This is a genomic window from Marinomonas sp. G8-14 (assembly GCF_055808935.1).
Genome location: NZ_CM147891.1, coordinates 3,399,940 through 3,413,968 on the forward strand (window position 1 = coordinate 3,399,940; position 14,029 = coordinate 3,413,968).

The following is a 14,029-nucleotide window of genomic DNA, read 5'->3' on the forward strand; positions in this document are numbered from 1 at the left end:
AAACACGCAATCTGTACCTGTCTTTTCGACGCTCAGCTGATATCTTTTGCTTACTAGCCATGATACCTATGTCAAGTTTGCCAAGGAGTATTCTATGTCTGCCGTACAGTATTTCCAGTTAAAAACACAATACAACCATTGGATGAATAAGCGACTTTACGATCTTTGCCAATCCCTTTCAGACGAAGAAAGGAAAAGGAATCAGGGAGCTTTTTTCAGCTCTATCCATGGCACACTGAATCATATTTTGTTGGCGGACTTACTCTGGCTTTCGAGACTGGGTCTACCCGTTGCATGTAGGGCGAATTCTTTGGCAGATATCCTCTATGACGATTACCATCAGCTTACTGCAGCACGTCATGAAGTTGATGCTTTGTTAACGAACTACATAGGCTCATTAACGGATACGGATATTGCACAGTCGATTCAATATAAACGCCTGCAATCTGATGATGTAAATGAACTCCCTCTTGGTCTTATTTTGACGCATCTTTTTAATCACCAGACTCATCATAGAGGGCAACTCACCACGCTAATGACGCAAATAGGCATAGAGGTCGGCGTCACCGATATGATATCCATGCCCCTAGCAGCAACGCTTTTGGCGCCAAAGCATGGTTAGGAAAAAAGCCCTAACGCGACGCAGATAATAAAAAGCCTCGCTATGGAGATAGCAAGGCTTTGCAGATACATCATTTATAGCCATGACAACAGAACGTTGTGACGTTATTCCAGTGCTCGAGCATTGATGTAAGCTCGCTCTGAAACATCATGCCATTCGCTCACCGGGCCTAAAAAGTTTTTGAAAGATTCATACACTTTTTGGCTTTGCGGGTCGTTCGCGGCAAGCGCTTCTAATGTCTCAGAAGATGCTTTTTTCAATGCAATCAGTAAATCTTCCGGGAAGGGTTTAAGAATCACATTATGTTCATTTACCAAGGTTTGTAATGCTGCATTATTGCGTGCAGTAAACTCGTTAAGCATCGCTAAGTTTGCTTGTTGAACGGCAGAACGCACAATGGCTCGCAAATCATTTGGCAAGGCATTAAACGCTTCTTGGTTAAAAATGGCTTCTACCGCCGAACCTGGCTCATGCCAACCTGGGTAGTAGTAGTATTTCGCAGCCTTGTACAAACCAAACGCTAAATCATTGTAAGGCCCAACCCATTCAGTCGCATCGATAGTGCCTGTTTGTAATGCCGTAAAGACTTCACTAGCGGGTAAGTTTATTGATGACGCCCCCACTTTTTCGAGTACTTCGCCACCTAATCCTGGCATACGAATCTTCAGGCCTTGGAAATCAGCCAGTGAGTTAATCTCTTTATTGAACCACCCCCCATCTGTACACCTGCATTGCCAGCGACCATAGGGATTAAATTAAAGGGAGCATAAATCTCTTCCCATAACGCTAATCCACCACCTTCACCAATCCAAGCGTTAAATTCTTGTGCGTTAAACCCAAAAGGTACGGTAGAGAAGAACTGTGCAGCGGGTATTTTGCCTTTCCAGTAGTACGCCGTACCATGGCCCATCTGTGCAGTCCCACGAGAAACCGCATCGAAGACCTCTAAAGCAGGCACCAACTCACCCGCAGCATAGACTTTAATGTCCAAGCGACCGTTAGACATTTCTTTGATATTCTGCGCTAAGACTTCGGCACCTGTGCCCATACCTGGAGCATTTTTCGGCCAAGTGGTGACCATTTTCCAATGTATGGTGTCGACCTTCTGTTCGACTTTGGCGACTTCTTTCTCTTCCGATCCGCCACAGGCTACCAATAAGGCTGTCGTCATCCCGACAAGAACCCATTTCCCCCACGTTGCTCTCTTGTTCATTCACTGTATCCTTTAATAAACGCGCTATTTCTAACAAATAAGCCCCATTATCTATGGATAACAGGGCTTATTAAGCTTATTTCGTTAAAATGAATAATCAGTCATTAGCACGAGCATTAATAAACGCTCGTTCCGAAATATCGTGCCATTGACTCACTGACGCTAAAAAGCTTTTAAAGGAGTCGTATACTTTCTGACTCATAGGGTCGTTAGCGGCCACTTCGTTTAGCGTTTCATTAGAGGCGACTTTTAACGCCTCTAGAAGGTCTTTCGGAAACTCTTTCAACACCACATTATGCTCATTGACTAAGGTCGCTAACGCGGCGTCATTACGTGCTGTAAATTCGCTTAACATCGCTACGTTTGCCTGTTGTGTCGCAGCGCGAACAATCTCTTGTAAATCCGCTGGCAGTGCATTGAAAGCATCTTTATTGAACAAAGCTTCTACCGCTGAGCCTGGCTCTTGCCAACCTGGGTAATAATAGTATTTCGCTGCTTTGTACAAACCAAACGCTAAATCGTTATAAGGCCCCACCCATTCCGTCGCGTCAATTGTACCTGTTTGCAACGCGGTAAAAATTTCACTGCCTGGTAGGTTGACGGTAACAGCACCGACTTTTTTCAGTACTTCGCCACCCAAGCCTGGCATACGCATTTTTAAACCTTGGAAGTCGTCCAACGAGTTAATTTCTTTATTAAACCAACCGCCCATTTGCGCGCCTGTATTGCCGGCTACCATAGGGATGATGTTAAAAGGTGCGTAAACCTCTTCCCACAGTTGCAAACCACCACCGTATTGAAGCCAAGCATTAAACTCTTGTGCCGTCATGCCATAAGGAATAGAGGAAAAAAACTGCACAGCTGGGGCCTTACCTTTCCAATAATAAGCCGTACTGTGTCCCATTTCCGCCGTACCACGAGACACAGCATCAAATACCTCTAGTGCAGGTACCAATTCACCAGCCGCATACACTTTCACATCCAAGCGACCATTCGACATTTGCGTAATGTTTTTCGCTAATGCTTCAGCACTCGTGCCCAAGCCAGGAAAGTTTTTAGGCCAAGTGGTGACCATTTTCCAATGAATTGTTTCAGCTTTTTTCTCAACCTTAGCCGTCTCTTCCGCTTTTTCTGATCCGCCACAGGCGACCAAAGACAAAGCAAACAAACTAGCGAACGCCAATTTGCCCAATACCATTAAATTACGCATTATTTTCCCTCAGGGAGCCAGTTACTTAATTGTTATGAATAGCTAACCTTAACAATAGGGGCAATCAAAACATCCACTAATGCCGTCTATGATTAGGTTTTTATTATAATCAGACAAAAATTTGCCCTTTTCCTGTACAAAACATTGAAAAGGGCAAAAGATGATAAGAATTGTCGGAATCTTGCTCAACTCTTTTTTGCAATTTATCGCCACTTAATTTCGCTTCGCTATAAATTTGGCGTGTAGCTCCACGACATACGCTGACCACTTTCAGCAGATTGCTCGGCCAAACACAATAAATAGATTAACTGGCAAGCGTGCTCCATTGGAACAGGAGCTTCCCCTTTACCAAGAATCGCATCACGCAATTGTCCATAAAACGCGGCGTATTCACCTTGGGTCGATGCTTCTTGAATGGCTTCAATAGTATCTTGAGAATGAGCAACAAAACGTGTATTACGCTGCTGAACAGCTTTAGACGGAAAGTCATCATGCCAAGGCATTTGCCCAGCGCGCAATGCTTCTTCTTGCGGATCCAAACCCACACATTGCCAACTGCCTTTCGTAAATCTTGCGTTAAAGCGTCGCATTTCACCCGCTTCAAACGGTGTTGATGCTAACCGTATACGTCTATCGTCATAGCCCAACTCCAGCTCAAACCAGTCATGGGTTTGACTGCCATCACGTAACTTATCAATGCTGGCATGTAACCACTTCGGCGGGCCGAACAAACACAAGGTCTGGTCTACTATATGCGGTCCTAAATCCCAAAAAATCCCCGTGCCAATACCTGGCTCTTCACGCCAGCGTGCTTGCGCCGTCGGGCGAAAACGATCAAAGCGAGAATCTAAGTGCTTCAACTCGCCCAACTCACCACTCTTAATAAGCGCTTTAAGACGCAAAAAATCCCCATCAAAACGGCGATTTTGATACACGCAAAAAACCAAATCTTTTTGTTTCGCTAGGGTACACAAAGCCTCTATCTGAGATAATTTGGTAACAGAAGGTTTTTCTAACAACACATGCTTACCGTTTTCCAACGCCTGCTTTGCCTGATCAAAATGTAATGCATTTGGTGTGGTAATCACCACCAAATCCACATCTGACGCTGCAAACACCGCCTCAGCTGAAGACACGACTGACGCTTCAGGAAACAGCGCTCTCACCTCATCCACTTTTGAACTGCAAACATACGCCAACATCATCTCTGGATCATTCACCACAAACGGCGCATGAAACACCCGCCCAGACAAACCAAAACCAATCAAACCCACACGAATAGACATGCTCTACTCCTTTTAAAACTAAATACTTACAACTCTAAATAGTTTACAACCAATTGAGAAAAAATGCTGCAATTAAAAACACTTAAAAAGTTAGATAATTTAACTGATAGATAAATAGCTAGGGAGCGGAGAAAGAAATAGAAGCGCCGAAAAGTAATAAACGTCAAAACAAGGATACAAAGATAAGCTGAATCTTATTCCTGCTGACGCGCTGAGCCTGCGCAGCGAGGCGCAAAGGAATAAGAGTCAGCGTCCTTTTTACCGGAGAGTTAAAGCACTTCCAGTTTAGCAAACGACAACACCAGCCACTTAGTGCCTTCGTCATCAAAGTTTACCTGTACGCGTGCTTGTGGGCCTTGGCCTTCGTAGTTGATCACTAAGCCTTCACCAAACACAGGATGATTCACTCGATCGCCCATATTCACCGTCACTTCTGGCGCTTTATAGTTGTTTAACAAACTGCTGTTTTGCAATTTATTCTTTTCAGACTGGTAGTCTGGGCGCTGCAACGACACAGGACGGCTCACTTGCGAACGCAGACGCACTTCCTCCAAACACTGCGGTGGGATTTCTTTGATAAAACGAGAGGGGCTATTAAACGACTCACTGCCAAACAAACGACGGGATTCCGCGTAAGTGATGTAGAGTTTCTCCATAGCTCGGGTAATACCCACATAACAAAGGCGTCGCTCTTCCTCTAAGCGTCCTGGTTCTTCAAAAGACATCTTGCTCGGAAACAGGTTCTCTTCCACGCCGGTTAAGAACACCAATGGGAATTCAAGACCTTTCGCCGAATGCAAGGTCATCAACTGCACGGCGTCTTGGTATTCGTCGGCTTGCGCATCGCCAGCGTCCAACACGGCTTTATCCAAGAATGCCATCAGCGGCGAACTAAACTCTTCGTCTTCATCACTCCAGCTGAAACCGCCAGCCGCACCCACCAACTCTTTTAAGTTTTCGATACGCGCTTCGCCCTTCTCGCCTTTCTCTTTTTCATGGAAAGGAATCAAACCGGCTTCTTCGATAATTTGTTCGAAAATGTCGTTCAAGTTCAAATCGGGTTGCTGGACCGTGGTGCTTAAACCCTCAATAAGATGCAAAAAGGTTTTAATGGCGTTGGTCGCACGGCCCGGCATCAAGGATTGACGCACCACTTCTTGCGCGGCTTGCCACATAGAACAGCCGTTATCACGGGCGATTTCACGCAAGGTTCCAATGCTACGTTCACCAATACCACGAGGCGGTACGTTAATAACACGCTCCATCGCACCATCGTCATTCGGATCCAACGCCAAGCGTGCATAAGCCAAGGCATTTTTGATTTCAAGACGGTCGTAGAATCTGTGCCCACCATAAATACGATAAGCAATCTGTTCCCTAACCAAGCATTCCTCGATCACCCGTGACTGAGCATTGGAGCGATACAGAATCGCCATGTCAGACAACGCCGTCCCCTTATCGCGCCATTGTTTGATGATGCCGATGATAAAACGCGCTTCATCTTGCTCGTTAAAGCCTGCATACAAGGAAATAGGGTCACCTTCACCGCTGTCGGTCCAAAGCTCTTTGCCCAAACGATCATCATTGTGTTTAATCAAACCATTCGCCGCGTTTAGGATATGGCCCGTTGAACGGTAGTTTTGCTCCAAACGAATGGTGCCAACGTCTTTAAAATCTTTGGTGAAGTTTTGGATGTTTTCAATTTTTGCACCACGCCAACCGTAAATCGATTGATCATCGTCACCCACAGCAGTAATCGTGCCTTCGCTGCCCACCATGATGCGCAACCAAGCATATTGAATGGTGTTGGTATCTTGAAACTCGTCCACCAGCACATGACGAAAACGCTCTTGATAATGGCGTAACAAAGCGGGTGTGCTGAGCATCAACTCATGAGCGCGCAACAGCAACTCGCCAAAATCCAATAAACCACCACGCTCACAAGCCTCTTCATAGTGGTAGTACAGCTCGCGCATGCCTTTGGAGAAAGGGTCATGGCTGTCTGGCACATGTGCCGCACGACGGCCTTCGTCTTTTTGCGCGTTAATAAACCAAGACACTTGCTTCGGCGGCCAGCGAGTATCGTCGATATTCAGTTCGCGCATGATGCGTTTGATTAAGCGTAGTTGGTCATCACTGTCCATGATCTGGAAGTTTTCTTTGAGTCCAGCATCACGCCAGTGAGCACGCAATAAGCGATGCGCTAAACCGTGGAAAGTCCCCACCCACATGCCTTGTGGAGGAACACCAACCAATTGCTCAATACGACCTTGCATCTCGCGAGCAGCCTTATTGGTGAATGTAACGGCCATCAAACTATAGGGTGATAGCTCGTAAGCGTGCATCAGCCAAGCAATGCGATGGACCAAAACACGGGTCTTACCCGATCCTGCGCCAGCCAAGACAAGGCTATTCTGCAAGGGCGCGGCGACCGCTTCCCGTTGCTTGTCATTCAGTGAGTCGAGGATAAAAGAAACGTCCATTACATTCCGCCATAATTAATTAATACTTTTGTCACAAAAATCCGCAAAAATAGATTGATTTTCGAACGATTTGCGTTTTTTATTAACGTGAAAATGAGTTGTCTGTCTATTTTGACTTTTTTCAACAGCCGATGACAGGGGTCTATACAGTTCAATGTCATCGAACGTCCAAAAAGGGTATAACGATGAGCAATTTTGCCGAAACACTAACTGAAGTAAAAACCGACATACTGCATGCCTCCATTAGTTTGGATAATGAAACAAAAGAACGGAATCAAAAGGAAGATGCGGCACGTATGTTAAAAGCCCGACGTGCAATTGAACAGCACTTAGAACAAAAACGTTTAAACCATGATATCTCAAACGGCTGGGATGATTGATTTTATCTCGCTAAACTGAGTGATTTGGTACAACAAACTGGGCCTAACCTCTGCGTTAGGCCGTAGTGTGTATTTCACCAAAGAACGCTCGCGCCTACGACAATAGTAGGACATTGTTTTTTCAATCGTACTTTTTGTATGTGGCTTTGCTCGCTTATTTTTAAAGGAGAAAAATCATTATTCCCTTAAAATATGACTTTTATCTCTTCTTATCGTCTTCGTTTTTCTGCAACTTATAGCGGTTACTCACGTGTTGGAGTACCATAGCGTCTGATTTTCATATCTTTTAATCCATAATAAAAAAGAAAATAACCCTCTTGGGGAGTTACCATGTTTGAACATATCCAAGCTGCTCCTGCAGACCCAATTCTTGGCCTGAATGACGCTTATAGAAATGATCTTAATCCGCATAAAATCAACCTAGGTGTTGGTGTTTATAAGGATGAACAAGGCAATACACCGATTTTAAAAGCCGTTAAACAAGCAGAAGAACGTTTGTTGACCCAAGAAAAAACCAAAAACTACCTCAGCATAGAGGGCGCTCCCGCCTATCGATCTGCCGTGCAAACGCTTTTATTTGGTAAAGACCACAACATTATTACCAAACAGCTTGCTCAAACAGCACAAACTCCCGGTGGTACCGGTGCGTTGCGCGTCGCCGCTGAATTCATTAAAAAGCATTTACCCGAAGCCACAATTTGGGTCAGTAACCCAACTTGGGCTAATCACCAGTCCGTTTTTCAGTCCGTCGGTTTAGAAGTAGGCAGCTACGCTTATTACAATGCCGATAACAAATCGTTGGATTTCGAAGCCATGCTTGCCAGTTTGTCGCAAGTACCTGAAGGCGACGTGGTGTTATTTCACGGTTGCTGCCACAATCCAACCGGCATAGACCCAACACCCGAGCAGTGGTACCAATTAGCGAAACTCTGCAGCAAACAAGGTTTCTTACCCTTGTTTGATTTCGCTTACCAAGGGTTTGGTCAAGGTTTAACAGAAGACGCTCAAGGTTTACGTAAGTTTTTAGAGTATGTGCCAGAGATGCTCATCGCCAGTTCCTTCTCGAAAAATTTTGGTCTATACAATGAACGCGTTGGCGCGCTAACCATTGTCTGTGAAAACGCAGAACAAGCCGAAACCACATTCACACAAATCAAACGCTGTATTCGTACCAATTATTCAAACCCACCTTCCCATGGTTCTGCTGTAGTAGCCGAAATCCTCAATGACCCAGAGCTTTATGCTTTGTGGGAAAGCGAGTTAAAAGCCATGCGAACACGCATTCACGAAATGCGCAGTTTGTTTGTGAATACCCTACGAATTAAAGGTGTGAGCCAAGATTTTTCGTTTATTTCGCATCAGCAAGGTATGTTTTCTTTTTCTGGGCTAACACCAGATCAAGTGGCACAGTTGCGCAAAGAGTACGGCATCTACATTGTTGGCTCAGGACGCATTAGTGTCGCGGGCATGACGCATGACAATATGGGCCCACTTTGTGATGCTATTGCCGCGATTTTAAAGGGCTAAGCTCACATTTACTCGCCTTGGTGTGAGGCAATAAAAACGGCTTCAACGTGAATGTTGAGGCCGTTTTTTTATGTCGATGGTTTTTGTTGGTTGTTTTATAACTCAGTAGGCTGTTACCTTATGGGTCCGCTTTTTTTATACATACAGGAGCCATCTATGACCGCCACACTGATTTACTGCTACGATCCAATGTGTAGCTGGTGTTGGGGATTTCGTCCTACTTGGACCAAGCTGCAAAAAGCCTTGCAACATTTGATCGATGCCAATCAGCTCACCATTCAGCCTATGCTTGGCGGTCTTGCCATTGATTCCGATGTGGCCATGCCAGAGGAAATGAAAGCCAAACTGGAAGGCACATGGAAACATATTCAAAGCACTCTAGGAACGGAGTTTAATTTCGACTTCTGGAAAACCGCAGCGCCACGTCGATCAACTTATCCAGCCTGCCGTGCCTGTTACGTCGCCAGAGACATAGGACTCGAAGAAGAGATGTATCATGCCATCCAAGAGGCGTATTACTTAAACGCTAAAAATCCGTCGGATCTCGACACCTTAATTGCATGTGCTGAACAAATAGGCATGAATGCTGACGGTTTTCAGAAGACCATGCAGCACGTTAAAAATGAGCGTTTATTGGAAGAAGAAATAGAACAGGCTAGGCATCTTGGCTTGAATTCATTCCCTTCTTTAGCCTTGTTAATAGGCGATAAGCTCACGCCTATTCCACTAGATTACAAGGATCATTTAAGCATGTTAACTGCCATAAAAAAGGCGCTGTCTTAGCGCCTTAGTCACTTAAATCACATCAGTTCTATAAATATAAATCAACGAACAAAAACATAACTCTTCATTGTGCGAATAATAGCAGCGGCTGAAACAACATATAACAAAGGTAAAGCGAGCTTATAATCGTTGCCATCAACAAATACTATGATGCACGCAATGACAAACAAACTCAGTGTAAATAGATGCACATAGGCACACAAACCAAACTTCCATTTTGCGGTAATCATCACACCACCCACACCTAAAACCACACCCAATGCGCCACCAACTAAAACATCCATTGGCCAATGCACACCAATCAACACCCGACTCAAAGCAACCAATACCGCCAACAGGATAAACGTCGCTTTAGCATAAGCATTTTGAACGTAGCAGAAACACACACTTGCTAATAAGAATGCCGTTAAACTATGGCCAGAAGGAAAGCTACGTGCTTTATAGGCTCTGCCCAAAAGATTAAAGGTTTCAGGATCAAGCACTGCCGGTGGACGCGGCATCGCAAAATAATCCTTAAGTAAGTTAACTACGATGGCACCAAGTAATGTGGTGAATAGAACAGTCCAATGAAAACGAATATTGCGGCAAGAAAATAACAGCACTAGGGCCAACAAAAATACGCCATCTCCAAATACCGTCATATTTTCCAATAAGAAAGAAGGTATGTAGATGCTAAAGCTATTTATTTCCATAAAGCCAAAATGATAACCACCAAGTACATTACCAATCATGGCAGTGCTTGCTAATACAACGGCAACCAAAAGTAAAATTTGAATACTAGATTGAGGAACAACCGCCTTGCTTGCTCTAGCTTGATCTAGCAGCGATTTATAATTGGTCGACATTTTAGTTAAGTGACAACGCATAAAACCCTCATTTCTTTTGACAAAAAGAGATATAAATTAGATGGTCACATTTTATGCACATTGAGTGAAAAATAAGTGAAATGAGAATCTGAGATATAAACAGAAATAAATAGTTATGTATTTGTTTGTACTTTTATGTGAAATAAGCAAATAAAAGGTAAAAGAAGGATTGATGATCATGATGAAATCCCCGTTAATAGGCGAATAATCACGAGCAATTTTTTCCATCTAGATTTTTCTTATTTAGCCTTCTCTTAATCTAGATTTTTTATCGAAGTAGCAAACAAGGTCAACAGGAACACATATCCCACATGAAGCGTAACCACACTATTTTGTCCCGACTCACGACAGGGCTATGTTCTTTCTTCAGACAGGGTTTTAAAACAAAACCTAGTACTTCAAGCTTTGTTATTTTGCTAACGCTACTAAATACAGCGCTATATAACTGGCCTTTATTTTCTTTTTCGATAAAAAATCTAGATGGCTTTACGTTGAATAGCATGCAAACTCTCATGACCGTTTTTGCCGCTATTTATCTAGTCACCACGCTGGTGCTTTATGTGTTGTTTATTTTATCTAGACGCTTAGGTAAAGCTGTATGTGTGGTGTTTGCATTAGCAAACTCATTGGCAGTGTATTTCGTGGTGACCTATAACGTCATCTTAGACAGAACCATGATAGGCAATATTTTTAACACCCAATATTCAGAATCTGGACAATTTTTAAGCCCAAAGCTGGCCATTTATTTTATTCTGCTTGGCGTCTTACCAGCTTGGTTAATCCTTCGTGTGTCGGTTCAGAAAACCTCAAGAATACGATTATTCGCGCATCTTATTATCACCGTCATAGTCACGTCTACTTGGATTTGGCAGTCACAAAGTCATTGGCTATGGATTGATGATCATGCCAAACAATTAGGTGGCCGAATCATGCCTTGGTCTTACGTAGGTAATACGATTCGCTATCAAAACCAGTTAGCGAAAGAAAATGTAGTACAAACTCTATTACCAGATGCCACCTTTGATTCAAATGAAAAAACCGTTGTGGTGTTAGTCATTGGTGAATCAGCGCGAGCGGAGAATTTTTCCCTATACGGCTATGAAAAACCAACCAATCCTTTGCTAACCGCATCTGAAAATGTCGTTACCTTAAAAAATGCGACCTCTTGCGCCACTTACACTACCGAATCTGTGAAATGTATTCTTTCACACAATAACCCAAGTGGTAGTTTCTCCGAGCAATTTGAACCTTTGCCAAGTTACCTGCAAAGACAAGGAGTTGACGTTTTTTGGCGCACAAAAAACTGGGGAGAGCCACCAATTAAAGTAGCTAGCTATTTAAGTTCAGGGGATTTGAAAAAGAACTGTGAAGGCAGTGAATGCGACTATGATGGCGTGTTATTAAGTCATCTAGCTGAGCAAATTCAAGAATCGGATAAACAAAAAGTCTTTGTGGTTCTGCATCAAACAGGCAGTCATGGACCATCTTATTACAGTAAATATCCAAAGGAGTTTGAGGTTTTTAAACCTATTTGTCGTTCGGTCGAGCTTAGTAACTGCACGCAAGAGGAGCTAATTAACGCCTACGATAATACCGTCTTATATAACGATCATTTCTTAGATCAGTTACGCAAAACTTTAGAAGGATTGAAAGACACCTCCAGCGCTTATCTTTATGTATCTGACCATGGAGAGTCACTTGGCGAAGGTGGTATTTATTTACATGGAACACCTTATTCCATTGCACCTGAGCAACAATTCAAAGTGCCGTTCTTTGTGTGGATGTCGCCATCTTTTATTGATCAGAGGCATATCTCTATCGATAAACTAAGAGCACGAGAACAAAGCACCCAAGCGAATATTTTCCATAGCGTCATGGGCGCCTTTGATATGAACAGCGAAATCTATAATAAAGACCTAGATATGTTCAGGGCTGCGCGCCAACAATAGCCATAGACTAGCGAATAAACAATAAAGGCCAGTAAATCTGGCCTTTATTGTTTTTGTCATTTTCTAGAAAACATGACTCTTTTTGAGGCTCTAACCAAAGTCGTGATTAATTAAATCCAACATCGGGTTATAAAGTGGTTCTGTTGTTGCATTGCGTGATTTTTTCGCTTCTTTGTCAGACGCTCCAACGTTGTTGGCTTCTAAAACATCAAACATTTGTAAATCGCTTTCTATGGCTTCCGCTATCTCTTCTATCTCTTCAGCCTCTTCTCTTTGCTCGCTCACTTCTGCTGACTCTGTTGTTGGTTCAATAACAGGATCATTTATCGTCTTGGTCGTCTTAATCTCTTCATCAACGACCAAATGCTCCGCCAAGGCTTTCGCTAAAGGCTCAACGTCGTCTAAGGTCACATTCACTGCCAACCAATGATTAGCGTCGGCTTCATGACTCACCAAAGCACCGGGCATGATCGCATGTCGAAAGCCGGCTAGTAGAGCCGTCATACTGGCAACATCCAACGGTTTAGACAAGCGCATCCAGAGTGACATCCCTCCTTTACTCGCCGCAAAACTGACATGCTCGCCCAGACGGGTTTCCAAATGCGCTTTAACACGCTCCGAATTTGCCCAAACTTCTCGAGCACGTTTCGTTAACGAACGTTTGCTATTAGACTGCAAGGCGTCGTTCAGTGCCATCTGCTGAGCATCACTCAACGCCATATCGGCACCTAAAAAGGCCCCTTCTAATACGGCTTGATATCGACCTGGCAAGCACCAGCTTGCAGAGCGATCTACGCCTTTTGATTCCACGCCACCGATATAGACAATATGGTCAGACGAATCCATTGACTTGTAGGTCATCATCGAACCAGCGCGATACGCCAAATGCGAACACAAATCCCACTCAATCACGGGCAACTTGGTTTCTTCAATAATCGCCAACCAACGACGCAGACTTAAATTACTCACCAACTGACCCGCTGGAAACGAAAACTGCCCAGGCAAAACAATCAAGCGAATGGCTTTATCCCGTAAACAGCGAATCGCTAAATCTAAATCGACACCGCGCTCACCCGCCGTCAGGGCAATCACTTGTCGCCCTAAACTTTGCAAGGTGGTGGTGATTCGAGGATCACACGGCGTTAACACCAACACGCTGTCACCACGTTGAGTTAAGGTTTGCACGGTTTGAGTGAAGATAGCTAAAGGTGAATGTCCTAACCAAAGGTGTGAGGCATGGACTTTAATACCAAGGCCTTTTAAATGCTCGCTAACGGCTTCGCGCACGGCTAAATGACCTTTACCCAAGACAGGCAGATGGACTTCTTCCTGACGCGCTGCGGGGCTTAAAAAAGCCTCGCTTTGATCGACCAAAGCCGCACGGTGAGCAAGACACGACCAAGCCGGCTTAGTGCCATCATTGGCCAGTTCACGTAGCTCATCCCCCGCCAGCAACAAAGCTGGCTTAGTGTCACTGCGATGACAAACAAAGTAACCCGATTTGGGACGAGACTCGATCCAGCCATCTTCACTCAACAACTCATAACCGTGTATGACCGTGTTTAAGCTCAGGCCCAATTGCTTCGATAACGCTCGTAAAGAGGGCATCTTATCACCAGGCACAATGGCCTCTTGTGACATTTGATCCAAAAACCAATCCACCACACCTTTATATAAAAAATCCGCCACCGTTTTGTACCTTTTCTAGTT

Annotated in this window: 10 protein-coding genes and 1 pseudogene; 5 read left to right on the forward strand and 6 right to left on the reverse strand. The window is 44.1% G+C overall.

Annotation, left to right across the window (positions count from 1 at the left end; translation table 11 throughout):
* The first annotated feature begins 94 nt into the window (after window positions 1-94).
* Window positions 95-622, forward strand: coding sequence for a DinB family protein (locus AC0L6V_RS17310; protein ID WP_265219615.1), 528 nt, complete (start codon window positions 95-97; stop codon window positions 620-622).
* A gap of 104 nt (window positions 623-726) precedes the next feature.
* On the opposite strand, the pseudogene AC0L6V_RS17315 reads toward AC0L6V_RS17310, so the two are convergent.
* The 4 genes and pseudogenes from AC0L6V_RS17315 to uvrD all read right to left on the reverse strand — a co-directional run bounded on the left by AC0L6V_RS17315 (window position 727) and on the right by uvrD (window position 6,814).
* A pseudogene (locus AC0L6V_RS17315) lies at window positions 727-1,835 on the reverse strand (TRAP transporter substrate-binding protein).
* A gap of 97 nt (window positions 1,836-1,932) precedes the next feature.
* Window positions 1,933-3,045 (reverse strand): TRAP transporter substrate-binding protein, encoded by a 1,113-nt coding sequence (locus AC0L6V_RS17320; protein ID WP_265219616.1) that lies wholly within the window; start codon window positions 3,043-3,045, stop codon window positions 1,933-1,935.
* A gap of 227 nt (window positions 3,046-3,272) precedes the next feature.
* Window positions 3,273-4,331 (reverse strand): Gfo/Idh/MocA family oxidoreductase, encoded by a 1,059-nt coding sequence (locus AC0L6V_RS17325; RefSeq protein WP_265219617.1) that lies wholly within the window; start codon window positions 4,329-4,331, stop codon window positions 3,273-3,275.
* 269 nt (window positions 4,332-4,600) lie between these two features.
* Complete coding sequence (gene uvrD / locus AC0L6V_RS17330; RefSeq protein WP_265219618.1) at window positions 4,601-6,814, reverse strand: DNA helicase II; 2,214 nt, start codon at window positions 6,812-6,814, stop codon at window positions 4,601-4,603.
* A gap of 185 nt (window positions 6,815-6,999) precedes the next feature.
* Between uvrD and AC0L6V_RS17335 the strand changes: the two genes are divergently transcribed.
* From AC0L6V_RS17335 to AC0L6V_RS17345, 3 genes are all read left to right on the forward strand, one after another.
* Window positions 7,000-7,194 (forward strand): PA3496 family putative envelope integrity protein, encoded by a 195-nt coding sequence (locus AC0L6V_RS17335; RefSeq protein ID WP_111605834.1) that lies wholly within the window; start codon window positions 7,000-7,002, stop codon window positions 7,192-7,194.
* A gap of 330 nt (window positions 7,195-7,524) precedes the next feature.
* Complete coding sequence (locus AC0L6V_RS17340) at window positions 7,525-8,721, forward strand: amino acid aminotransferase (RefSeq protein ID WP_409418834.1); 1,197 nt, start codon at window positions 7,525-7,527, stop codon at window positions 8,719-8,721.
* A gap of 156 nt (window positions 8,722-8,877) precedes the next feature.
* Complete coding sequence (locus AC0L6V_RS17345; protein ID WP_265219619.1) at window positions 8,878-9,504, forward strand: DsbA family protein; 627 nt, start codon at window positions 8,878-8,880, stop codon at window positions 9,502-9,504.
* A gap of 41 nt (window positions 9,505-9,545) precedes the next feature.
* Here the strand turns inward: AC0L6V_RS17345 and AC0L6V_RS17350 are convergent, their stop codons facing one another.
* Window positions 9,546-10,370 carry a phosphatase PAP2 family protein gene (locus tag AC0L6V_RS17350; RefSeq protein WP_265219620.1) on the reverse strand — a complete coding sequence of 275 codons (825 nt, stop codon included), beginning with the start codon at window positions 10,368-10,370 and terminating at the stop codon, window positions 9,546-9,548.
* A gap of 311 nt (window positions 10,371-10,681) precedes the next feature.
* Between AC0L6V_RS17350 and eptA the strand changes: the two genes are divergently transcribed.
* On the forward strand, window positions 10,682-12,319 hold the full coding sequence (gene eptA, locus AC0L6V_RS17355) for a phosphoethanolamine--lipid A transferase EptA (RefSeq protein ID WP_265219621.1): 1,638 nt from the start codon (window positions 10,682-10,684) through the stop codon (window positions 12,317-12,319).
* Window positions 12,320-12,409: 90 nt separating this feature from the next.
* Here eptA and AC0L6V_RS17360 read toward each other — a convergent pair whose 3' ends face one another.
* The gene (locus AC0L6V_RS17360; protein ID WP_265219622.1) at window positions 12,410-14,008 is read right to left on the reverse strand and encodes a GntR family transcriptional regulator; all 1,599 of its coding nucleotides are present in this window, start codon (window positions 14,006-14,008) and stop codon (window positions 12,410-12,412) included.
* Between the last annotated feature and the right edge of the window lie 21 nt (window positions 14,009-14,029).

Excerpts from the sequence above, each read along its gene's own strand:
- AC0L6V_RS17350 (WP_265219620.1), bottom strand. The coding sequence starts at position 10,370 with ATGCGTTGTCACTTAACTAAAATGTCGACCAATTATAAATCGCTGCTA.
- AC0L6V_RS17325 (WP_265219617.1), bottom strand. The coding sequence starts at position 4,331 with ATGTCTATTCGTGTGGGTTTGATTGGTTTTGGTTTGTCTGGGCGGGTG.
- AC0L6V_RS17345 (WP_265219619.1), top strand. The coding sequence starts at position 8,878 with ATGACCGCCACACTGATTTACTGCTACGATCCAATGTGTAGCTGGTGT.
- AC0L6V_RS17340 (WP_409418834.1), top strand. The coding sequence starts at position 7,525 with ATGTTTGAACATATCCAAGCTGCTCCTGCAGACCCAATTCTTGGCCTG.
- AC0L6V_RS17320 (WP_265219616.1), bottom strand. The coding sequence starts at position 3,045 with ATGCGTAATTTAATGGTATTGGGCAAATTGGCGTTCGCTAGTTTGTTT.
- AC0L6V_RS17335 (WP_111605834.1), top strand. The coding sequence starts at position 7,000 with ATGAGCAATTTTGCCGAAACACTAACTGAAGTAAAAACCGACATACTG.
- AC0L6V_RS17310 (WP_265219615.1), top strand. The coding sequence starts at position 95 with ATGTCTGCCGTACAGTATTTCCAGTTAAAAACACAATACAACCATTGG.
- eptA (WP_265219621.1), top strand. The coding sequence starts at position 10,682 with ATGAAGCGTAACCACACTATTTTGTCCCGACTCACGACAGGGCTATGT.
- uvrD (WP_265219618.1), bottom strand. The coding sequence starts at position 6,814 with ATGGACGTTTCTTTTATCCTCGACTCACTGAATGACAAGCAACGGGAA.